This window comes from Stenotrophomonas sp. NY11291 (assembly GCF_023277365.1).
GTDB lineage: Bacteria > Pseudomonadota > Gammaproteobacteria > Xanthomonadales > Xanthomonadaceae > Stenotrophomonas > Stenotrophomonas geniculata.
In genome coordinates this window covers 3148936-3169625 of record NZ_CP096975.1, presented here as the reverse complement: position 1 = coordinate 3169625, position 20690 = coordinate 3148936, and the positions used below count along the sequence as shown (strand labels likewise).

Sequence of the window (20690 nt, the reverse complement as noted above, 5' to 3'; positions counted from 1 at the left end):
GTACCGGATCGCGGCCAGCCCCTACGGTTTATGCACGGCCACTGCGTGCGTGTAGCGTGAAGGCTGCACTGGTCACAGGAACCAGGCGAAGGCGAACAACCCCAGCATCGCGATCACCACCGCCAGCTTCAGCGCCAGGCCGAGCAGGATGCCGAGCCAGGTGGCCAGGCCGACCTTGGTCGAGCGGCCCAGCTCGCGGGTGTGCCAGTACTCGCCGAGCAGGGCGCCGATCAACGGGCCGGCGAACAGGCCGATCGGCATGAAGAACAGGCCGACGATGCTGCCGAGGAACGTGCCCCATAGCGCCCTCCGGCTGGCGCCCACCCGTTGTGCGCCCACCACTGTGGCCAGCACGTCCACCAGCAGCGAGAGCACGGTCAGTACACCCAGTGCGACCAGGGTTGGCCAGCCCACATGGGCGAAGCCGTCGGCCCAGGCCGCCAGCAGCAGTCCGATGAATACCAGCGGGATGCCGGGGAGGGCTGGCAGGATGATCCCGGCGATGCCGACCAGGACAAAAATGACCGCTAGCAGATATAAGATGAATGAGAGTCCCATGCTGTCCCGTATGGTGGCCGTTTTGGGGTTGACAGTGAAAGATTTTGCCAGTTGCTTTTTCGTTTTGGGCGGGTTAAGTTGCAGTCGCTGAGCTTGGCAAGGTCACCGTGGATCGTGGCCTGATGAAGCAAGATCTTCCCGATCCGCTGCATCGATGCACCTCGCTTCCCCCTTGCTTGTCAGCCGCCCACCAGGCGTTTCCAACAACAAGAGAGAGTCAAAGGGAGTTAGTGAGATGGCTGATCGCGAGACCGGTACCGTAAAGTGGTTCAATGATGCGAAGGGCTTCGGCTTCATCAGCCGGCAGAATGGCGAGGACGTGTTCGTGCACTTCCGCGCCATCGAGACCCAGGGCTTCAAGAGCCTCAAGGAAGGCCAGACTGTGAGCTTCGAAGTCGTGCAGGGCCAGAAGGGTCTGCAGGCTGACAAGGTGCAGCCGGTGTAATGCCCGCCGCCTGTCGGCATGAAAAAGGCCCGCGCAAGCGGGCCTTTTTCGTTGCGCATGGCCCGGTGCGGATCAGCGCAGGATGACCTTGCCGTTGACCACGCGCACGTAGGTGTTTTCGCGGATGCCGCCGAGGTCACGCTGGTTGACCACGATGGTGCGGCCATCGTCCATGCGCACGCTGATGTCGTAGGTGTCGCTGGTCACGTTCTTCTGGATCTGGTTGCCGGCCAGCGCGCCACCGACTGCGCCCGCAGCGGCGGCGATGTTCTTGTTGCCACGGCTGCCACCGGTGTGGTCGGAGATCTCGTGGCCGGCCACGGCGCCGACGATGCCGCCCAGGATCGCGCCGGTCGCGCTGGGGGCGGTACGGCCGGACTGCACGGTGTTGATGCGGGTGACGATGCCGCAGTCAGCGCAGCGGCCCTGGTTGTAACCGCCGTTGTTGCCGTAGCCGCCATTGTTGTAGCCGTTGTTGTAACCACCACCGCCGTAGCCAGGCGAGGTGGCACAGCCTGCCAGGGCGAGGGTAGCGATGGCGCTGGCGGCAATGAGCTGGATCTTCATGGGGCGTCTCCTGGCCGTGAAGGCGGGTGTCTGGGGTGGTACTGCGTCATGCAGCAGGGTGGACGAATCGTCTCCTTTCGAACGTGAACGACGCGCCAACCGTGCATGCCTTGCCCGGCTGCAGGATGAATGCGGCTCAGCGGAAGTCCTGGTGGCAGGCGCGGCAGTCGGCCTGCACGGTTTCCACCACTTGGGCCAGGGCCGTGCAGTCGCTGGGCGGCGCGGCCAGGGCGGCGTTGAGGTTGCCACGCAGCTGGCTGGCATGCTGCTGGAACTGCGCGTTGTCCTTCAGCCCGGGAAAGGCCAGATCGAGGTCGTTGGACAGCAGGCGCAGGGCCTGCAGGCGCGGCACGCTGTCGGCCAGGCTGCAGCGGTTCTGCTGCTGGGCCTGCTGCAGCAGCTGCGATTGCCGTTGCATCACCTGCATCAGACTGTCCGGGAACGGGTCGCGGCGCGCCTGCAGGGCGCGGCCCACCATCACCGTGGCGATCAGGCCGATCAACAGTCCCAGGCCGAGCACGAACAGATAGCGGTAGGCGGTGGACGGACGGCGGGGTGGGCTGGCGTTCATGGCGGGCTCTCCGGGCGTGCAACGGTGGGTTCGATGCCGGCGCGCTGCAGGCGCTGGCGCCTGCACGTTAAAATAGCGGGATGAATGAACAGGTCAAACAACGCTTCGCCGGCATCGAACGGCTGTATGGCGTGGGTGCGCTCGAGCGCTTGCAGGGTAGCCGCGTGGCGGTGGTGGGCATGGGCGGCGTCGGCTCATGGGTGGTGGAAGCGCTGGCCCGCTCGGCGGTGGGCCACCTGACCCTGATCGATGCCGATGACATCTGCGTCTCCAACACCAACCGGCAGCTGCCGGCGATGGAAGGCAACTACGGCCGCAACAAGGCCGAGGCGATGGCCGAGCGCTGCCGCGCGATCAATCCGGACATCGAGGTCGATGCCGTGCAGGCGTTCCTGACCGTGTCGAACATGGCGGAGCTGCTGGACCGGGGCTTCGATCTGGTGATCGATGCCTGCGACAGCTTCCGGGTCAAGGTCGAGACGATTGCCTGGTGCCGTCGCCGCAAGCTGCCGCTGCTGACCGTCGGTGCCGCCGGTGGCCGTACCGATCCGACCCTGGTGCGCATCCGCGACGTCTCGCGCACCGAGCACGACGCCATGCTGGCGCTGATCCGCAAGAAGCTGCGCAGCGAGTTCAATTTCCCGAAGAACGCCAAGCGCTATTTCGGTGTGCCGGCAGTGTATTCGCTGGAGAACGTGAAGTATCCGCAGGCTGATGGCAGCGTCTGTGGCATCCGCCCGAACCTTGGCGCCGATGCGGCGTTGAAGCTGGACTGCGGCGCCGGCCTGGGTGCGGCGACCCATATCACTGGCGCGTTCGCGTTCGCGGCGGTGGGCAAGGCGCTGGAAATGCTGCTGGAGCCGAAGAAAGTGAAGGCCGAAGCGGTAGAGGCCAGCGAGGTGTGATGGATCGTGCCGGCCAGCGGCCGGCACCTGCCGTTACATTGCCGGCAGCGCGAACAGGCGTCGTGCATTCTCCGTCGTGGCCTGGGCCACTGCGTCCAGCTCCATCCCGCGCAGCGCGGCCACGTGGCGGGCGATGACCGCCAGCCGTGCCGGTTCGTTGCGCTGGCCGCGGATGCCGGCGTCAGGCTGGTCGGGCGCGTCGGTCTCCAGCAGTAGCTGTTCCAGCGGCATGTCGCGCACCAGTCGCTGCAGGCGCTGCGCGCGTTCGTAGGTCAACGGGCCGCCGAGCCCGAGCAGGAAGCCCTGCCGGTGCAGTTGTGCCGCCTGTTCCGGACTGCCGGAAAAGCTGTGCACCACGCCGCGCAGGCCGCCGATGCGACGGATCGCGGCGATCACCACGTCCACCGCGCGCCGTGCATGCACGATCACCGGCAGCTCGAACTCACGGGCCAGTTGCAGCTGGCCGAGGAAGTACGCCTGCTGCGTCTCGGCATCCAGGCCTTCGACAAAGAAGTCCAGGCCGCATTCGCCGATCGCGCAGGGGCGTTCGCGCTCGATCCACTCGCGCAGCAGCGGCAGGTGGCCGGGCCGGTGCTCGGACAGGAACATCGGGTGCAGGCCGTAGGCCGGGTAAAGCCCCGGCGCCTGCTGGCAGACCTCGCGCAGCGTCGGCCAGCTGGCCGCGGTCACCGCCGGCACCACCTGCAGGCGCACGCCAGCGGCCTGCGCGCGTGCGATCACGGCGGCGCGGTCACTGTCGAACTCGCCGGCATCGAGGTGGCAGTGGCTGTCGACCAGCAGGCTCAACGCTGTTCCAGCGACGGCGGCGCCGTGGCGGTGTTGCGGCTTTTCCAGTTGGCCAGCAGCAGGGTGCCGAAGCCGAGCACCAGTTCATCGACGAACGGGATCGGGTCGGGGATGAACAGGGTCAGTACGAACAGGCCTGCGGTGAGCTTGAACAGGGTGGGGTAGCGCAGCCGGCGCGCCCATTGCAGTACCGGCAGCAGCATCGGGTTGGCCATGGCGGGGGTCCTCCTGGGGAATATGCAAACGCTACCACGGGCCCAGCATTTCCCGATGCTGAATGGGTTACGGGAATGAGCAGGAAATGTGGAGATTCCGTTCAGGCAGCGCATGCTGCAATCTGGTCCGAGAACGTTGCGGATGGTCCGCAAGGAGCAGGTCATGAAAAGCACAACTACAACTGTCCTGGTCGCAGCGGGCGCGCTGCTGGTCGGTGGTATCGCCACCGCCGCCTTCATGAAGAGCGGCGACACGTCGCCTGATTCCATTAGCGCCGGAACCCCCAATGGCGAATCGCGCCTGGTCGATGGCAACGCCACTGACGATGGCGCGCGTGGTGACACGCTCGACCCGTCGGCACCGCGTGGGCTGGAATATGCCGATGTGCTGAAGGTCGACCCGATCACCGAAAAGCAGAAGGCCTACGCCACCGTGATCGGCACCGATGCGGTGCGCGAGACCTCCACGACCCAGACCCCGCATGAAGTCTGCCAGGACGTGACCGTGCAGGAGCGCCTGCCGGAGCGTGACGGCAACGTCGGCGGCACCGTGGTCGGCGCGGTGGTCGGCGGCCTGCTCGGCAACCAGGTTGGCGGTGGTAACGGCAAGAAGGCCGCGACCGCGGCCGGTGCCGTGGCCGGTGGCTTCATCGGCAACCAGATCGACAAGCGCCATGTGGGTGGCCGCGTGGTCAACCGCACCGAGCGCCAGTGCCACACCGAGACCGCGACCTCCGAGTCGAGCCGCGTCACCGGCTACAACGTGACCTACCGCAACGAGGACGGCACCACCGGCACCATGCGCATGGCCAGCAAGCCGGGCAACCGCATTGCCATGGGCACCAACGACGTGGTGAAGGGCTACAACGTGACCTATCGCTACGACGGCGCCGAGAAGACCGTGCGCATGGACAACAAGCCGGCCAGCGATCGCCTGCCGGTGGTCGATGGCCAGCTGGTCACGCAGACCGCTGCCGCCGGTGCCACTGCGGCCACCACGCGCCAGTAATCTGGAAGCAGCATGCAGTACCCCACGGGCCGGCTCATGCCGGCCCGTTTCGTTGCAGCCGGCGAAATTCATCCGTGCGGAGCGCGAATCCACCATCATGGACGCTTCCTTCGACATGGAGCCGGCATGAGCATCTTCGACCTGCGCATCGAAACAGAGCGCCTGATCCTGCGCCCGCTGCTGCGCGAGGACTACGAACCTTACCTGGCGTTCTGCGCCGACGAGGAAACGATGCGCACCCTCGGTGGCGTGCAGCCGCCTTCGGTGGCCTGGCGTGGCTTCTGCAGCCTGGCCGGCGCCTGGCAGCTGTTTGGCTTCTCGATGTTCAGCGTGATCGAGAAATCCAGCGGCGACTGGATCGGGCGCATGGGTCCCTGGCAACCGCAGGACTGGCCCGGTACCGAGGTCGGCTGGGGCATCCGCCATGCCAGCTGGGGCAGGGGCTATGCGCCGGAAGCTGCGGTCGCCGCGATCGACTGGGCGTTCGACACGCTCGGGTGGGATGAGGTGATCCACACCATCGCCGAGAACAACGACAACTCGCGGGCGGTCGCGCGCAAGCTCGGCAGCACGATGCTGCGCATGGGGGAGCTGCCAGCGCCGTACAACGACAAGCCGATGCAGATCTGGGGCCAGTCGCGCGAGCAGTGGCGGCAGCGCCGTTGACGGTTGTAGAGCCGAGCCCACGCTCGGCTGCCGTTCGCCAAATGCAGCCGAGCGTGGGCTCGGCTCTACAGATTGTCCGCATGCTGCACCCGCGCTTGGCATTCACCGGCGTGCTTGCCAGACTGCACGCAGCCGGCCGCCGGCCGGACGTGATGGAGCAGGCAATGGTGGAAGCGCGCGTCCCGCTGACGGTGCATGGCATGTCGGTCTCGGGCAATTGCCACAAGGTCCGCCTGTTGCTGGAGCAGCTCGGCAGCCGTTACCGCTGGGTGGAAGTGGACAGTGCCCACGGCCAGACCCATACCCCGGAATTCCTGGCGCTCAACCCGAATGCCAAGGTGCCGCTGATCGTCCGCGACGATGGCCGCGTGCTGACCGAATCCAACGCGATCCTGTTCTGGCTGGCCGAAGGCACGCCGTACCTGCCCACTGATGGCTGGGAGCGCGCGCAGGCGTTGAGCTGGATGTTCTTCGAGCAGTACACGCACGAGCCGTGCGTGGCAGTGGCGCGCTTCATCCGTGGTTGGACCGCCCCCGATTCGCCGCGCCGCGCCGAACTGCCACGGCTGCACGAGCGCGCGGCCACCGCGCTGGCGGTGATGGAGCAGCACCTGCGCCAGGCGCAATGGTTCACCGGCAGCGGATACGGCATCGCCGATATCGCCCTGTTTGCCTATACCGATGTGGCGGGCGAGGGCGGTATCAGCCTGGAGCCGTTCCCGGAAGTTCGCGCCTGGCTGCAGCGCGTGCGTGAGCAGCCGCGCTTCCTGCCGATGCCGGCGGTGACCGCCGAAGTGCGCTCGCGATTCGAGGCCGCGTGACTCTCACCAAGGTAACCCCCACAGGGTAGCGCCGGGCCATGCCCGGCGGAATGCAACAACGACACGGAGGGTGTTCGATGTTCGCTGTGGTTCCAGATCCAATTCCCGCACGCATGCGCGTGCTCAACCGCGCCGAAGTGTGCGACGTCAACTTCCTCGATGCGGTGCGTGGCTGGCGCGGCACCCCGCGTCCGCGCCCGGCACCGGATGCGCCGATCCTGCCGGGCAGCACGCTCACCGCCGCTGCTTTCGGCGAACTGTTCGACTCGCAGCTGGCCAGCCGCCAGCTGGACCTGATGGCACGCGTGCTGCGCGTGCAGAACAAGGTCTTCTACACCATCGGTTCCTCCGGCCATGAAGGCAATGCGCTGCTGGCGCGGGCCTGCCGGCATACCGATCCCGCCTTCCTGCACTATCGCTCCGGTGCCTTCATGGCCGAGCGTTCACGCCAGGTGCCGGGTATCGACCCGCTGCGCGATGCCGCGCTGTCCTTCGCCGCCAGCGCGGATGATCCGGCCAGCGGTGGCCGCCACAAGGTGTGGGGCAGCAAGCCATTGTGGGTGCTGCCGCAGACCTCGACGATTGCTTCGCACCTGCCGAAGGCGCTGGGCACCGCGCTGGCCATCGAGAGCGGCAAGCGGTTGGGGCAGGCGCTGCCGGTTCCCACCGATAGCATCGTGCTGTGCTCGTTCGGGGATGCCTCGGCCAACCATGCCACCGCGCAGACCGCGTTCAATACCGCGATGTGGTCGGCCTACCAGAAGCTGCCGGCGCCGATCCTGTTCGTCTGCGAGGACAACGGGCTGGGCATTTCGGTGAAGACGCCGGACGGCTGGATTGCCGAGCGCTTCAGCCGGCAGCCGGGGCTCGACTATTTCTTCGCCGATGGCCTGGACCTGGCCACCGGGCACGCCCAGGTGCAGGCCGCGGTGGAACATTGCCGGCGCACGCGGCGGCCGACCTTCCTGCATCTGCGTACCACGCGCCTGATGGGCCATGCCGGCACCGACTTTGAAGTGGAATGGCGCGCGCTGCCGGAGCTGTGCGCGGCCGAGGCGCAGGATCCGCTGCTGCGCTCGGCGCAGATCGCGATGGAATCGGGCTGGATGGATGCAGCCGCCATCGAAGTGGCCTACGAAACGATGCGCGCGCGCTGCATGGCGGCGGCCGCCGACGCCGAAGGCCACCCGACGCTGCAGTCGCTGCAGGACGTGATGGCGCCGCTGGCGCCGTACACGCCATCGGCGGTGCAGGCCGAAGCATGCCGCGAGGTGTCCGCCGAGACGCGCGAAGCGCTGTATGGCGGTGCGGAGACCCTGCCCGAGCGACAGGCACCACGGCACCTTGCCATCCAGATCAACCACGGCCTGCAGGAGCTGCTGGCGAAGTATCCGCAGAGCCTGCTGTTCGGCGAGGACGTCGCGCAGAAGGGCGGTGTCTACACCGTCACCAAGGATCTGCTGCGCCGCTTCGGCCCACGCCGGGTGTTCAACACCCTGTTGGACGAAACCATGATCCTGGGCATGGCGCAGGGCCTGGCCAACATGGGCATGCTGCCGATTCCGGAGATCCAGTACCTGGCCTACCTGCACAACGCCATCGACCAGCTGCGCGGCGAAGCGTGTTCGCTGCAGTTCTTCTCCAATGACCAGTACCGCAACCCGATGCTGGTGCGGGTGGCCGGGTTGGGATACCAGAAGGGTTTCGGCGGCCACTTCCACAACGATAATTCGATCACGGCGCTGCGCGACATTCCCGGCCTGGTGGTCGGTTGCCCGTCGCGTGGCGACGATGCGGTGATGATGCTGCGCACGCTGGCGGCGCTGGCCCGGGTGGATGGGCGTGTGGCGGTGTTCCTGGAGCCGATCGCGCTGTACATGAGCAAGGACCTGCATGAGCCGGGCGATGGCCAGTGGCTGTTCGACTACCCGGACCAGGGCCAGGCGCTGGTACCGGGTGAAGGCCGGGTCTATGCGCCGGAGGCAGGCGACCTGCTGGTCTACACCTATGGCAACGGCGTGCCGATGGCGCTGCGCGCGGCGCGGGCGATCGAGCAGCAGCTGGGCTGGCAGGTGCGGGTGGTCGACCTGCGCTGGCTGGTGCCGCTGGATGCCGGCTTCATCGCCAGCCAGGCCGCCAGTGCACGGCGGGTACTGGTGCTGGACGAGGGCCGCCACAGTGGCGGGGTGGGCGAGGGCGTGGTCACGGCACTGGTCGAGGCCGGTTTCGGCCACCTGCCGCTGCGCCGGGTCTGCGGTGCCGATACCTATACCCCGCTGGCGGGGGCAGCAATGTTCGGGCTTCCAAGCGACAATGCGGTGATTGGCGCCGCCCTTGAACTGGCGCAGGAACCTTGATGCATGTGTGGATTGGCGGGAATGTTGTTGCCGGCGCCTGTGGCGTCGGCCGAAGTGCTGCAGGCGCAGGTCCTGGCCATGGGCGAGGCGCTGCACCACCGCGGGCCGGATGATGGCGGCAGCTGGGCCGATGCCGGGGCAGGCATCGCGCTGGCGCACCGTCGGCTGAGCATTCTCGACCTGTCGCCGCTGGGCCACCAGCCGATGGCCTCGTCCGATGGTCGCTACGTGATGGCCTACAACGGCGAGGTCTACAACTTTGCCGCCCTGCGTGCCGAACTGGAGCCGCTGGGGCATGCCTTCCGTGGTCACTCCGACACCGAGGTGCTGCTGGCAGCGATCCTGCAATGGGGCATCGAGGACACCCTGCAGCGCTGCAACGGCATGTTCGCCATCGCGCTGTGGGACCGCCAGCAGCAGTGCCTGTGGCTGGCCCGCGATCGTGTTGGCAAGAAGCCGCTGTACTACGGCTGGGCCGGTGACACCCTGGTGTTCGGTTCCGAACTGAAGGCGCTGTGGCAGCACCCGGCGTTCGACAACGACATCGACCGCGACGCACTGACCCTGTTGCTGCGGTTGGACTACATTCCGGCCCCGCACAGCATCCACCAGCGCTGCTACAAGCTGATGCCGGGCCGCGTGCTGCGCCTGGATGCCGAAGCCGTCGCGGCGGGTGCATCGGCGCATCGCCCGGAACAGGCGCAGCGTCCGTACTGGGATGCGCGGGCACGCATGCAGGCGGCGCTGGCCGCGCCGTTCCAGGGCCGCATCGAGGAGGCCGAGGAACAGCTGGACGGGCTGCTGCGCGACGCAGTGGCGCTGCGCATGGTGGCCGACGTGCCGGTGGGGGTGTTCCTGTCCGGCGGCACCGATTCATCGCTGGTGGCCGCGCTGATGCAGGCACAGAGCGGTCAGCCGGTGCACAGCTTCAGTATCGGCTTCACCGGTTCGGGCCACGACGAGGCGCCGCTGGCCAAGGAACTGGCCGCGCATCTGGGCTGTGACCACACCGAACTCTACGTCAGCGGTGCCGATGCACTGGCGGTGGTGCCGCAGTTGCCGGCAATGTTCGACGAACCCTTCGCTGATGCCTCGCAGGTGCCGACCGCGCTGGTCGCCCGCCTGGCGCGGCAGGGCGTAACCGTCGCGCTGTCCGGCGATGGTGGTGACGAGCTGTTCTTCGGCTATACCCGCTATGTGCGCGCGCTGCGCAACTGGCAGATGCTGGGCCGCGTGCCAGGGCCGCTGCGGCGTTGGATGGGCGCGCGCTCCCAGCAGCAGGGCGAGGCCTCGCGTACCGGCGGCCTGGCCGCGCTGTTGGCCGAGTCCGGCGCGCGTGGCATCGGTGACGTGTACCGCAACCGCATTTCGCGCTGGCGCGACCCGACGGCGGCAGTGCCGGGCGCGCAGGCTGCCGGCAGCTTCTACGACCTGGCCGATCCGTTGCACGGCGCCGGCACACCGGCCGACGCGATGATGCTGGCCGATTACGTGACCTACCTGCCGGATGACCTGCTGTGCAAGGTCGACCGCACCTCGATGGCAGTCAGCCTGGAGGCACGCGCGCCGCTGCTGGACTGGCGCGTTGCCGAGTTCGCCTGGTCGCTGCCGCTGGGCTTCAAGCGCAGCGAAACCACCAGCAAGGTGCTGCTCAAGCGCGTTCTTGGCCGCTACGTGCCGCAGTCGATGGTGCACCGGCCCAAGCGCGGGTTCGGTGCGCCGGTCAGCGACTGGCTGAAGGGCGACCTGCGGCCGTGGGCCGAAGACCTGCTGCAGCCGGCTCGCCTGGAGCGCGAAGGCGTGTTGTCGGCGGCGGCGGTGCAGCCGCTGTGGCAGCAGTTCCTGGGCGGCCAGCGCAAGTGGCATACCCACCTGTGGAACGTGCTGATGTTCCAGGCTTGGCAGGCGCATTGGCGGCAGGTGCGGGCCGGCGTGACCGGCGGCTGATCTTCACCGGACGGCACGGGCCCGGCGTCTAGGCTGGGCCTCCCGCACCGTGAGGAGTATGTCCCTATGTCCGTCCCCACCATCGCCGTGTTCGTCGGCAGCCTGCGCAAGGAGTCCTGCAACCGCAGGCTGGCCCATGCGCTGGAGAAGATCGCTGGCAACCGCGCGCGCTTCCAGTACGTGCAGATCGGCGATCTCCCGCTCTACGACCAGGATTTCGATGGCCAGTACCCGCCGCAGGGCACCCGGCTGAAGGATCAGGTGCGTGCCGCTGACGCGGTGCTGTTCGTGACCCCTGAATACAACCGGTCCGTGCCCGGCGTACTGAAGAACGCCATCGATATCGGCTCCCGCCCGTATGGCGACAGCGCGTTTTCCGGCAAGCCGGCGGCGGTGATCGGCGCCTCCATCGGCCAGATCGGCACCGCCGTGGCCCAGCAGCACCTTCGCAACAGCCTGGCCTTCCTGGACATGCACGTGCTCGGCCAACCCGAGGCGTTCATCCATTTCAAGGACGGCCTGATCGATGCCGACGGCACGGTCCACAACGAAGGCACGCAGAAGTTCCTGCAGGACTATGTGGACCGGTTCCTGGCGCTGATCGCGGTTCACGTCAAGGGCGATTGACGCCAGCGGTTGCCACCCCCATCTGCGATAATGCCCGCTCGGGTGCCGCAACGGCGCCCGTCGCAGGCAGTGCGACGCCCCCACGCCAATCTGGCCAGGCACCGGCGGATATCCCCCGTTTCTCCACGGCTTATCCACAGGCTTGTCCATGGCCGCCGGGGTCGGCGCATGCCTACACTCGTCCGGCCCACTTTTGCAGGAAACACCGCAGCATGTCCGCTCGCCCCGGCTTCCGTTCCAACCGCAGAGAGCGCGGTGATGGCTTCGATCGCGATCGCGACGAATCGCGCATCGACCAGTTGCGGGTACCGCCCCATTCGGTGGAAGCCGAGCAGGCGGTGCTGGGTGGCCTGATGCTGGCCCCGGAGGCCTATGACCGGGTCAATGACCAGCTGACCGAAGGCGATTTCTACCGCCGCGACCACCAGATGATCTACCGCGCGATCCGTGAGCTGTCCGAGCGCGAGCGGCCGTTCGATGCGGTGACCCTGGGCGAGTGGTTCGAATCACAGGGCAAGATGGAACTGGTGGGCGATGGTGCCTATCTGATCGAGCTGGCCAGTACCACGCCGTCGGCGGCCAACATCGTGGCCTACGCCGAGATCGTGCGTGACAAGGCGGTGCTGCGGCAGCTGATCCAGGTGGGCACCGACATCGTCAACGATGGTTTCCAGCCTGAGGGCCGTGAGAGCAGCGAGCTGCTGGCATCGGCGGAAAAGAGCGTGTTCGCCATCGCCGAACAGGGCGCACGCGGCCGTACCGATTTCGTGGCGATGCCCGGTGCACTGAAGGATGCCTTCGAAGAGCTGCGCAGCCGCTTCGAGAACGGCGGCAACATCACCGGCCTGCCGACCGGCTACAACGATTTCGATGCGATGACCTCCGGCCTGCAGCCGACCGACCTGATCATCCTGGCTGCGCGCCCGGCCATGGGCAAGACCACCTTTGCGCTGAACATCGCCGAGTACGCGGCGATCAAATCGAAGAAGGGCGTGGCGGTGTTCTCGATGGAAATGTCGGCATCGCAGCTGGCGATGCGCCTGATTTCCTCCAACGGCCGCATCAACGCGCAGCGCCTGCGTACCGGCCAGCTGGAAGACGAGGACTGGAGCCGCGTCACCAGTGCGATCAAGATGCTGAAGGAAACCAAGATCTTCATCGACGATACGCCGGGCGTGTCGCCGGAAGTGCTGCGTTCCAAGTGCCGCCGCCTCAAGCGCGAGCACGACCTGGGCCTGGTGGTGATCGACTACCTGCAGCTGATGAGCGTGCCGGGCAACAGCGAAAACCGCGCGACCGAAATCTCGGAGATCTCGCGTTCGCTGAAGGGCCTGGCCAAGGAACTGCACGTGCCGGTGATCGCGCTGTCGCAGCTCAACCGCTCGCTGGAAACACGTACCGACAAGCGCCCGGTGATGGCCGACCTTCGCGAATCGGGCGCAATCGAGCAGGACGCGGACATGATCGTCTTCATCTACCGCGACGATTACTACAACAAGGAAAATTCGCCGGACAAGGGCCTGGCCGAGATCATCATCGGCAAGCACCGTGGTGGCCCGACCGGTTCGTGCAAGCTGAAGTTCTTCGGCGAATACACCCGCTTCGACAACCTGGCCCACGATTCGGTCGGCTCGTTCGAGTAACAGGCGTGCCGGCCGCTGGCCGGCAATCTCCTCCTGGCCGGCAAACCATTCCAAACACCAAACGTCCGTATGTGGCGTGTAAATGACATGTAACGCGACGCTTCTACGATTCCGCCGCTGCTGCCCTTCGACGCCGCCCTTCGGCGTCCAGCGTGCCCAAGGAATCCGCCCCCATGCCGTCCCACGCTCCGCTCCGCCGCAATCTGCTGGCCCTGCTGGTCTGTGCTTCGCTGCCGTCGCTGGCTGTCGCTGAAACCGCCCCCACGACCGACGCGCCGTCGGCCACCACCCTCGATTCGATCTCGGTGATCGGCCGCGGCGAAGCCCGCCAGGTGCAGCGTGTGACCGCCGAGGACATGAAGATCCTGCCGCCGGGTGCCAACCCGCTGAAGCTGCTGGCCAGCAAGCCGGGCGTGCACTTCGAATCGGCCGATGCCACCGGCGCCTACGAATGGTCCACCAGCATCAGCCTGCGTGGTTTCAACCAGAACCGCCTGGGCTACACCCTTGATGGCATCCCGCTGGGCAACATGGCCTACGGCAACAGCAACGGCCTGCACATCAGCCGCGCGGTGATCAGCGAGAACCTGGGCGGCGCGGAGGTTTCCACCGGCATTGGCGCGCTGGGTACGCCGTCCACCAGCAACCTTGGCGGCGTGTTCCAGTTCTATTCGATCGACCCGTCCACCGAATACGGGGTAGTGCTGGCACAGAGCTTCGGCAGCGACAACGCGCGCCGCAGCTATGCGCGCCTGGAGACTGGTGAACATCAGGGCTTCGCGGCCTACCTGTCCGGCGCATACTCGGAAGGCGACAAGTGGAAGGGCAAGGGCTCGCAGGAGCTGAAGCAGTTCAACGGCAAGGCCACCTACAACTTCGGAACGGACAGCAGGATTACCGCGCTGTTCAACGCCTCGCGCCGCGTCGAGGCCGATTACCAGGACCTGTCGCTGGAGATGATCGATCGTCTCGGCTGGGACTGGGACAACTACGCGCCGGACTGGAACCGTGCCGTGGCCGCTGCACGCGGCACGTTCAGCGGCGGCGTCAACAGCCCGTGGGATGCGTACTACTCCGGCCACGGCCTGCGCAATGACGACCTGTCCAGCATCGCCGGCGATTTCGGCCTGAACGAGTCGATGCGCCTGAAGGTCAACGTCTACAACCACAGCAACCGTGGCCAGGGCCACTGGTTCAGCCCGTCCAATCCGTCCAACCCGGGTACCAGCCGCGAGATCCCGATCTCGATCCGCACCACCGAGTATGCGATCGACCGCACCGGTGTGACCTCTGCGTTCACCTGGAACGTGGCGGGCCACGAGCTGGAAGCGGGCCTGTGGTACGAGGACAACGGCCACAGCGTGCAGCGCAACTTCTATTACATCGACGGCCCGATCACCGACGATTTCTTCCTGCGTAATCCGGACCAGCGCGTGTGGCACCAGCGCTACACCACCATCACCCGCCAGTTCTACGTGCAGGACCGTTTCCGCCTGTTCGATGACCGTCTGACCATCGACATCGGTGCGAAGTCGCCGCACACCCGCACCCGCGTGCGCACACCGCTGGGCAGCTATGCCAACAACAGCAGCCTGACCTCGAAGAAGGGCTTCCTGCCGCAGGCCGGCTTCAACTTCAAGCTCAACGAAGGCAACGAGATCTTTGGTTCGTTCGCCAAGAACATCGCGGCCTATGCACTGGGCGTGGGCAGTCCGTTCAACGTGCCGCAGGCCGCGTTCGATGCCAGCGCGAAGAGCCTGAAGCCGGAACAGTCGCGCACCCTCGAACTGGGCTGGCGCGGCTACGGCCAGGGCTATGAAGCCTCGGTGGCGGTGTATGACGTGAAGTTCGACAACCGCCTGCTGGCCATCGCGCAGTGCGTGGGCATCCTCGGTTGCCCGGCGCTGTTCTCCAACGTTGGTTCGGTGACCAGCCGCGGTGCCGAGGCGACCCTGCAGTTGAAGCCGATGCAGGACCTGACCTGGTCCAATGCGCTGTCGTGGAATGACAGTACCTACGACAACGACTACGTGAACAACGGCGTGGTGCCGACCCGCGGCAAGACGACCGTCGACACACCGGAGTGGATGTTCGCCAGCACCCTGGCCTGGACCCCGGGCCCGTGGGACCTGCGACTGGCCGCCAACCATGTCGGCAAGCGTTACGTGACCTATACCAACGATGTGTCGGTGCCGAGCTACTGGCTGGTCAATGCGTCGGTGGCCTATGACTTCGGCACGCTCGGCCCGGCACAGAACCTGACCGTGGCGCTTAACCTGACCAACCTGACCGACAAGCGTTACCTGTCTTCGATCAACACCAACGGCACCTACGCCGCCGACCCGACCCGCAGCCTGGCGACCATGCAGGTCGGCGCGCCGCGGCAGGTGATGGCCACTGCCACCGTGCACTTCTGATGCGCGGGCCTGTCGATCCGGAAAGCCGTCGTCGCCTGCTGCGCATGGCGTGGCAGGGGACAGGGGCGGCGATCGCACTGGCGGCGATGCCGGGGCTGGCCACGGCCGGCCCACGGCCGCGGCTGGGGCGTGATCCGTTCACCCTCGGTGTCGCCGCCGGTGATCCGGATCCGCAGGGTGCAGTGCTGTGGACGCGGCTCGCGCCGGACCCACTCAACGGCGGCGGCATGCCGTCGCGGGCGGTGCCCGTGCGCTGGTTCGTGGCCGAAGACCCCGGCATGCGCCGGCTGGTGCAGCGCGGCGTTGCTGCGGCTGTGCCGGAGCTGGCCCATTCGGTACATGTGGAGGTCAACGGCCTGCGTCCCGGCCGCGATTATTACTATCGTTTCGCCTGCGACGGCGATGAGGAAAGCGTGGTCGGCCACTTCCGCACCGCGCCGCTGCTGGACACGCAGTTGCAGCAGTTGCGGTTGGCGCTGTGTACCTGCCAGGCGTGGAACAGCGGCTACTACCCGGTGCTGCGTGACATCGCGCAGAGTGATGTCGACCTGGTGCTGCATGCCGGCGACTACCTGTATGAATACAGCCCGCTGCAGAACGCGCGTGGCAGCACGCTGGATGCGGCGCGGTTCAGTGGCGAGACGGTGAGCCTGGAACGTTACCGTGACCAGTACGCGCTGTACAAACTCGATCCCGACCTGCAGGCCGCGCACGCCGCACACGCGTTCGCGGTGATCTGGGATGACCACGAAGTGCAGAACGATTACTCCGGCATCCACCCGGAGAAGCCCGGCGTCTCAATGGAGGATTTCATCATCCGCCGCGCGGCCGCGTATCGTGCGTTCTACGAGCACCTGCCGATGCGCAGCACGCCTGCGGGCAACGGTGGCCTGCGCGTGCATCGGCGCCTGCGTTACGGCGATCTTGCACAGCTGACGCTGCTCGACTGCCGCCAGTTCCGCCCGGCCAATCCCTGCGGTGTGGGCGAGTCACCGCGCTGCGAGGCGGCGCTGGATCCACGCATGAGCATGCTCGGCACGGGCCAGGAGGCGTGGTTCGCGCAGTCGATGGCCGTCGCGCGGGGCACGCGCTGGAACGTGGTGGTACAGCAGCTGCTGATGGCGCAGCTGCGGCTGGACGGTGGCACACCGCGCGAGCGCTTCTGGAACGACGCCTGGGATGGCTATCCCACCGCACGCAACCGCCTGCTGCAGGCCTTGCAGGCGGGCGGGCAGGGCAATGCCATCGTGCTGGGCGGTGACTGGCATTCCACCTTCGTCAACGACCTGAAACTGGATTTCGACGCGGCCAGTGCGCCGGTCGTGGCGACCGAATTCATCGCCCCGGCGATCAGCAGCGGCGGCGACGATACGCCGTATGGTCCGTATTACGGGCCATCGATACCGCAGAACCCGCACATCCGCTATTTCGATGGCGACCGCCGTGGCTGGTGGAAGCTGCAGCTGAACCGGCAGACCGTGGACGCCGAGCTGCGCTTCGCCGACAGCGTGCTGCGTGCGGATGCCGCAGTGCGCACTGCGGCGCGCTTCCAGGTGACCCACGGCCGCCCGGGCGCATCGCAGCTCCTGTAGAGCCGAGCCCACGCTCGGCTGCTTCTGGAAAGCCGAACGCAGGCTCGGCTCTACAACGGCGGTGGACCGGTTTCATCGCCCCCAGCCCGGTTTCGTCGCAAACCGTTTGTGCGTGGCAAGGGCAGGGCGCCAAGGTGTCCGCAGGCGGCAAGGTGCCGCCACAAGGAGACCGTGATGAAGACCCTGTTCGCGCTCGGTGTGTGGTGCCTGCTGTTCGTGCTGTGCTGGCCGCTGGCGATCCTCGCCCTGATCGCCTGGCCGTTCGTCTGGCTGCTGAGCCTGCCGTTCCGACTGGTCGGCATCACCTTCTCGGCGCTGTTTGCGTTCCTGCGTGCGCTGTTCATGTTGCCGGCACGGTTGCTCGGCGGCCGGGCGGTGGCGGCATGAGGGCCGTGTTGCTGATGGGCCTGGTCCTGTTGTCAGGCCCGGTGCTGGCCACACCGCCCGCGCCGCCATCGGCGTGGCTGGAGCGCCAGCAGGCAGCCGGTGCCGACGAGGCGAATGCTGCGGGGGCGACGGCTTCGACGATACCCGAGGCCAAGGCGCACTGCCGGGTCACGAAGGAATGGAAGGTCGGCGAGACGGTGGTGCAGCACAGGGTCTGTGACGATCCGCCGAAGAAGCCAGCTGAAAAGGTGTAGCGCCGAGCCCATGCTCGGCTGGGCCTTCACGGACCGCCAAATGCGCAGCCGAGCGTGGGCTCGGCTCTACACCAGGGTAGCCAACAAAAAACCCCGCCGAGGCGGGGTTTTTTGATTGCTGGAGTGTGCCGGCCAGCGGCCGGCACTACCCGCGAACGATCAGTTCGCCTTGTGGATGGCGCGCTTGCTGACCGCCATCGCCGCGTCGTGGATCACTTCCGACAGCGACGGGTGGGCGTGGCAGATGCGGGCCAGATCATCGGCCGAGCCGCTGAACTCCATGGTCAGCACACCTTCGTGCACCAGCTCGGAGACGTTGGCGCCGACCAGGTGCATGCCGAGGATGCGATCGGTTTCGGCATGGGCCAGGATCTTCACGAAGCCTGCCGGCTCGATCATCGCCACGGCGCGGCCGTTGGCGGCGAACGGGAAGCTGCCGGCCTTGTAAGGAATACCTTCGGCCTTCAGCTGGGCTTCGGTCTTGCCGACCCAGGCCAGTTCCGGCTCGGTGTAGATGACCCACGGGATGGTGTCGAAGTTGACGTGGCCCGGCAGGCCGGCGATCAGCTCAGCCACCGCGATGCCTTCCTCGAAGCCCTTGTGCGCCAGCATCGGGCCGCGCACGCAGTCGCCGACCGCCCACACGCCGTTGACGCCGGTGTGGCAGTGCGCATCGACTTCGATCTGGCCGCGCTCGTTGACCTTCACGCCGGTGCCTTCGGCCAGCAGGCCCTTGGTGGCGGCGCGACGGCCGACGGCCACCAGCAGCTTGTCCACGGTCAGGGTCTTTTCGCCTTCGCTGTCGGTGTAGGTGACAACGACTTCCTTCTTCTTGCCCTTGCCGATGATCTCGGTCTTGGAGACCTTGGCACCGAGGCGGATGTCCAGGCCCTGCTTCTTGAATTCCTTGGCAGCGGTCTTGGCCACTTCGGCGTCGGCCACGGCCAGGAACTCCGGCAGTGCTTCCAGGATGGTGACTTCGGCGCCCAAGCGCTTCCACACGCTGCCCAGTTCCAGGCCGATCACGCCGGCGCCGATCACCGCCAGGCGGTTCGGCACTTCGGTGAAGTCCAGGCCGCCGACGTTGTCGACGATGGTCTCGCCGTCGAACTTGGCGAACGGCAGTTCGATCGAGTCCGAACCGGCCGCAATGATGACGTTGGTACCCTTCAGCTCGACGATGGAACCGTCATGCTGGGTGACCTTGACCACGTTGCCCGGCTGCAGTTCGCCGAAGCCGTAGTAGGCGGCGACCTTGTTGGCCTTGAACAGCATGCCGATGCCGCCGGTGAACTGCTTGACGATCTTGTCCTTGCGGCCAATCATCGCCTCGACGTCGATCTTGGCATCCTTGAAGCTGATGCCGTGGTCGCCAAAGATGTGGCCCATGTTCCAGAACTGGCGCGAGGAATCCAGCAGCGCCTTGGACGGGATGCAGCCCACGCGCAGGCAGGTGCCGCCGAGGGCCGGCTTGCCGTCCTTGCCCAGCGCTGCGTCGATGCAGGCGGTCTTCAGGCCCAGCTGGGCCGCGCGGATGGCAGCGTGGTAACCGGCCGGGCCGGCACCGATGACGACGACGTCGAATTGTTCAGCCATTGAATTATTCCTTGATGCATTACCAGAACCCCTCCGCGCAGGCGCGGAGGGGCGGGAGGTGTCTTACAGGCCGAACAGCATGCGGCCCGGGTTTTCCAGCTGGTTCTTGATGTCCACCAGGAACTGCACCGAATCCTTGCCGTCGATGATGCGGTGGTCGTACGACAGCGCCAGGTACATCATCGGCGCGATCACGACCTGGCCGTTCTGGGCGATCGGACGCTCCTTGATGGCGTGCATGCCCAGGATGGCGCTCTGCGGCGGGTTGATGATCGGGGTCGACAGCAGCGAACCGAAGGTGCCGCCGTTGGTCACGGTGAAGGTGCCGCCCTGCAGTTCTTCCAGGCTCAGCTTGCCGTCACGGGCCTTCTTGGCGTAGTCGGCGATGGTCTTCTCGATGTCGGCGAACGACATGCGCTCGACGTTGCGCAGCACCGGCGTGACCAGGCCCTTCTCGGTCGACACGGCGATCGAGATGTCCGAGTAGCCGTGATAGATGATGTCGTCGCCGTCGATCGAGGCGTTGACCAGCGGGAAGCGCTGCAGGGCATTGGCCGCGGCCTTCACGAAGAAGCTCATGAAGCCCAGCTTGATGCCGTGTGCCTTGACGAACTCGTCCTGCAGTTCCTTGCGCGCCGCCGAGACCTTGGACAGGTCGACTTCGTTGAAGGTGGTCAGCATGGCGGTGGAGTTCTTCGACTCCATCAGGCGCTCGGCGATGCGCTTGCGGATGCGGGTCATCGGCACGCGTTCTTCCGGACGTGCGCCACCGGCCTTGCCGGCGCCGCCGTTGCGGGCGAAGTTGACGATGTCTTCCTTGGTCACCGCGCCGCGACGGCCGGTGCCGTCGACGTCGGCCGGGTTCACGCCTTCGGTGATGGCGGTGAAGCGGGCGCCCGGCGGCAGGGCGTCGGCGGCCGACTTGGCAGCCGGGGCCGGAGCGGCGGCTGCGGCCGGAGCAGCGGCGGCCGGGGCAGCGGCGGCCGGGGCAGCGGCAGCCGCCGGAGCGGCTTCAGCAGCCGGAGCCGGGGCAGCAGCCACGGCGCCTTCTTCGATGATCGCCACGACCTGGCTGGAGGTCACGGTATCGCCTTCCTTGAACTTGATTTCCTTGAGCACGCCGTCGACCGGCGACGGCACTTCCAGGACGACCTTGTCGGTTTCCAGGTCAAGCAGGTTTTCGTCGCGCTTGACGGCGTCGCCCACCTTCTTGTGCCAGGTGGCGATGGTGCCGTCGGCGACGGATTCGGGCAGTACCGGGGCTTTGACTTCGGTGGCCATTGCGGGAGCTTCCTGGTTTGTCTTC

20 protein-coding genes are annotated in these 20690 nt (G+C 66.7%); 13 read left to right on the top strand and 7 right to left on the bottom strand.

Annotation, left to right across the window (positions count from 1 at the left end):
- Nucleotides 1-72: 72 nt before the first annotated feature.
- Complete coding sequence (locus M1L61_RS14825; protein WP_049482405.1) at nt 73-558, bottom strand: DUF456 domain-containing protein; 486 nt, start codon at nt 556-558, stop codon at nt 73-75.
- A 235-nt stretch (nt 559-793) separates the two neighbouring features.
- Between M1L61_RS14825 and M1L61_RS14820 the strand changes: the two genes are divergently transcribed.
- A complete protein-coding gene (locus M1L61_RS14820) occupies nt 794-1003 on the top strand; it encodes a cold-shock protein (RefSeq protein WP_010486802.1) in 210 nt (69 codons plus the stop codon).
- Between the two features lie 72 nt (nt 1004-1075).
- Here the strand turns inward: M1L61_RS14820 and M1L61_RS14815 are convergent, their stop codons facing one another.
- Together M1L61_RS14815 and M1L61_RS14810 are read right to left on the bottom strand one after the other, a co-directional pair.
- The gene (locus M1L61_RS14815) at nt 1076-1570 is read right to left on the bottom strand and encodes a glycine zipper 2TM domain-containing protein (RefSeq protein WP_010486804.1); all 495 of its coding nucleotides are present in this window, start codon (nt 1568-1570) and stop codon (nt 1076-1078) included.
- Between the two features lie 136 nt (nt 1571-1706).
- A complete protein-coding gene (locus M1L61_RS14810; protein WP_043401586.1) occupies nt 1707-2141 on the bottom strand; it encodes a cytochrome c in 435 nt (144 codons plus the stop codon).
- 80 nt (nt 2142-2221) lie between these two features.
- Here M1L61_RS14810 and M1L61_RS14805 point away from each other — a divergent pair, with 80 nt between their 5' ends.
- Nucleotides 2222-3046, top strand: a complete 825-nt coding sequence (locus M1L61_RS14805) for a tRNA threonylcarbamoyladenosine dehydratase (protein ID WP_010486808.1) — start codon at nt 2222-2224, stop codon at nt 3044-3046.
- 33 nt (nt 3047-3079) lie between these two features.
- Here the strand turns inward: M1L61_RS14805 and M1L61_RS14800 are convergent, their stop codons facing one another.
- Nucleotides 3080-3853: a TatD family hydrolase gene (locus M1L61_RS14800; RefSeq protein WP_248853718.1), complete on the bottom strand. Its 774-nt coding sequence runs from the start codon at nt 3851-3853 to the stop codon at nt 3080-3082.
- Entirely contained in the window at nt 3850-4068 is a 219-nt protein-coding gene (locus M1L61_RS14795) for a DUF6116 family protein (protein WP_010486812.1), read from the bottom strand. The genes M1L61_RS14800 and M1L61_RS14795 overlap by 4 nt, the downstream gene beginning before the upstream one ends.
- A gap of 163 nt (nt 4069-4231) precedes the next feature.
- Between M1L61_RS14795 and M1L61_RS14790 the strand changes: the two genes are divergently transcribed.
- From M1L61_RS14790 to M1L61_RS14740, 11 genes are all read left to right on the top strand, one after another.
- Nucleotides 4232-5077: a glycine zipper 2TM domain-containing protein gene (locus tag M1L61_RS14790; protein ID WP_010486814.1), complete on the top strand. Its 846-nt coding sequence runs from the start codon at nt 4232-4234 to the stop codon at nt 5075-5077.
- A 126-nt stretch (nt 5078-5203) separates the two neighbouring features.
- Nucleotides 5204-5743, top strand: coding sequence for a GNAT family N-acetyltransferase (locus tag M1L61_RS14785; protein ID WP_010486816.1), 540 nt, complete (start codon nt 5204-5206; stop codon nt 5741-5743).
- A 164-nt stretch (nt 5744-5907) separates the two neighbouring features.
- Nucleotides 5908-6564: a glutathione S-transferase family protein gene (locus tag M1L61_RS14780; protein ID WP_071306053.1), complete on the top strand. Its 657-nt coding sequence runs from the start codon at nt 5908-5910 to the stop codon at nt 6562-6564.
- A 77-nt stretch (nt 6565-6641) separates the two neighbouring features.
- Complete coding sequence (locus tag M1L61_RS14775; protein ID WP_248853717.1) at nt 6642-8921, top strand: thiamine pyrophosphate-dependent enzyme; 2280 nt, start codon at nt 6642-6644, stop codon at nt 8919-8921.
- Between the two features lie 3 nt (nt 8922-8924).
- The gene (asnB, locus tag M1L61_RS14770) at nt 8925-10868 is read left to right on the top strand and encodes an asparagine synthase (glutamine-hydrolyzing) (protein ID WP_010486823.1); all 1944 of its coding nucleotides are present in this window, start codon (nt 8925-8927) and stop codon (nt 10866-10868) included.
- A gap of 66 nt (nt 10869-10934) precedes the next feature.
- Entirely contained in the window at nt 10935-11495 is a 561-nt protein-coding gene (locus M1L61_RS14765) for an NAD(P)H-dependent oxidoreductase (RefSeq protein ID WP_010486825.1), read from the top strand.
- Nucleotides 11496-11707: 212 nt separating this feature from the next.
- Complete coding sequence (locus M1L61_RS14760; protein WP_010486827.1) at nt 11708-13138, top strand: replicative DNA helicase; 1431 nt, start codon at nt 11708-11710, stop codon at nt 13136-13138.
- A 173-nt stretch (nt 13139-13311) separates the two neighbouring features.
- Nucleotides 13312-15555 (top strand): TonB-dependent receptor, encoded by a 2244-nt coding sequence (locus M1L61_RS14755; RefSeq protein WP_010486830.1) that lies wholly within the window; start codon nt 13312-13314, stop codon nt 15553-15555.
- Nucleotides 15555-17147, top strand: a complete 1593-nt coding sequence (locus M1L61_RS14750; protein WP_010486832.1) for an alkaline phosphatase D family protein — start codon at nt 15555-15557, stop codon at nt 17145-17147. Before M1L61_RS14755 ends, M1L61_RS14750 begins: the two co-directional genes overlap by 1 nt.
- Nucleotides 17148-17321: 174 nt before the next feature.
- Entirely contained in the window at nt 17322-17534 is a 213-nt protein-coding gene (locus tag M1L61_RS14745; protein ID WP_010486834.1) for a hypothetical protein, read from the top strand.
- On the top strand, nt 17531-17788 hold the full coding sequence (locus M1L61_RS14740) for a hypothetical protein (protein ID WP_248853716.1): 258 nt from the start codon (nt 17531-17533) through the stop codon (nt 17786-17788). Before M1L61_RS14745 ends, M1L61_RS14740 begins: the two co-directional genes overlap by 4 nt.
- A 159-nt stretch (nt 17789-17947) precedes the next feature.
- Here the strand turns inward: M1L61_RS14740 and lpdA are convergent, their stop codons facing one another.
- Nucleotides 17948-19384, bottom strand: a complete 1437-nt coding sequence (gene lpdA, locus M1L61_RS14735) for a dihydrolipoyl dehydrogenase (protein ID WP_043401609.1) — start codon at nt 19382-19384, stop codon at nt 17948-17950.
- A 63-nt stretch (nt 19385-19447) separates the two neighbouring features.
- Nucleotides 19448-20665 (bottom strand): dihydrolipoyllysine-residue succinyltransferase, encoded by a 1218-nt coding sequence (gene sucB, locus M1L61_RS14730; protein ID WP_010486840.1) that lies wholly within the window; start codon nt 20663-20665, stop codon nt 19448-19450.
- Between the last annotated feature and the right edge of the window lie 25 nt (nt 20666-20690).

What these genes read in the sequence shown, in the direction of transcription:
- M1L61_RS14775 (WP_248853717.1), top strand. Translation starts at nt 6,642, where the DNA reads ATGTTCGCTGTGGTTCCAGATCCAATTCCCGCACGCATGCGCGTGCTC.
- M1L61_RS14820 (WP_010486802.1), top strand. Translation starts at nt 794, where the DNA reads ATGGCTGATCGCGAGACCGGTACCGTAAAGTGGTTCAATGATGCGAAG.
- sucB (WP_010486840.1), bottom strand. Translation starts at nt 20,665, where the DNA reads ATGGCCACCGAAGTCAAAGCCCCGGTACTGCCCGAATCCGTCGCCGAC.
- M1L61_RS14795 (WP_010486812.1), bottom strand. Translation starts at nt 4,068, where the DNA reads ATGGCCAACCCGATGCTGCTGCCGGTACTGCAATGGGCGCGCCGGCTG.
- M1L61_RS14750 (WP_010486832.1), top strand. Translation starts at nt 15,555, where the DNA reads ATGCGCGGGCCTGTCGATCCGGAAAGCCGTCGTCGCCTGCTGCGCATG.
- asnB (WP_010486823.1), top strand. Translation starts at nt 8,925, where the DNA reads ATGTGTGGATTGGCGGGAATGTTGTTGCCGGCGCCTGTGGCGTCGGCC.
- M1L61_RS14815 (WP_010486804.1), bottom strand. Translation starts at nt 1,570, where the DNA reads ATGAAGATCCAGCTCATTGCCGCCAGCGCCATCGCTACCCTCGCCCTG.
- M1L61_RS14785 (WP_010486816.1), top strand. Translation starts at nt 5,204, where the DNA reads ATGAGCATCTTCGACCTGCGCATCGAAACAGAGCGCCTGATCCTGCGC.
- M1L61_RS14780 (WP_071306053.1), top strand. Translation starts at nt 5,908, where the DNA reads ATGGTGGAAGCGCGCGTCCCGCTGACGGTGCATGGCATGTCGGTCTCG.
- M1L61_RS14745 (WP_010486834.1), top strand. Translation starts at nt 17,322, where the DNA reads ATGAAGACCCTGTTCGCGCTCGGTGTGTGGTGCCTGCTGTTCGTGCTG.
- M1L61_RS14825 (WP_049482405.1), bottom strand. Translation starts at nt 558, where the DNA reads ATGGGACTCTCATTCATCTTATATCTGCTAGCGGTCATTTTTGTCCTG.
- M1L61_RS14790 (WP_010486814.1), top strand. Translation starts at nt 4,232, where the DNA reads ATGAAAAGCACAACTACAACTGTCCTGGTCGCAGCGGGCGCGCTGCTG.
- lpdA (WP_043401609.1), bottom strand. Translation starts at nt 19,384, where the DNA reads ATGGCTGAACAATTCGACGTCGTCGTCATCGGTGCCGGCCCGGCCGGT.
- M1L61_RS14755 (WP_010486830.1), top strand. Translation starts at nt 13,312, where the DNA reads ATGCCGTCCCACGCTCCGCTCCGCCGCAATCTGCTGGCCCTGCTGGTC.
- M1L61_RS14810 (WP_043401586.1), bottom strand. Translation starts at nt 2,141, where the DNA reads ATGAACGCCAGCCCACCCCGCCGTCCGTCCACCGCCTACCGCTATCTG.
- M1L61_RS14760 (WP_010486827.1), top strand. Translation starts at nt 11,708, where the DNA reads ATGTCCGCTCGCCCCGGCTTCCGTTCCAACCGCAGAGAGCGCGGTGAT.
- M1L61_RS14805 (WP_010486808.1), top strand. Translation starts at nt 2,222, where the DNA reads ATGAATGAACAGGTCAAACAACGCTTCGCCGGCATCGAACGGCTGTAT.
- M1L61_RS14765 (WP_010486825.1), top strand. Translation starts at nt 10,935, where the DNA reads ATGTCCGTCCCCACCATCGCCGTGTTCGTCGGCAGCCTGCGCAAGGAG.
- M1L61_RS14740 (WP_248853716.1), top strand. Translation starts at nt 17,531, where the DNA reads ATGAGGGCCGTGTTGCTGATGGGCCTGGTCCTGTTGTCAGGCCCGGTG.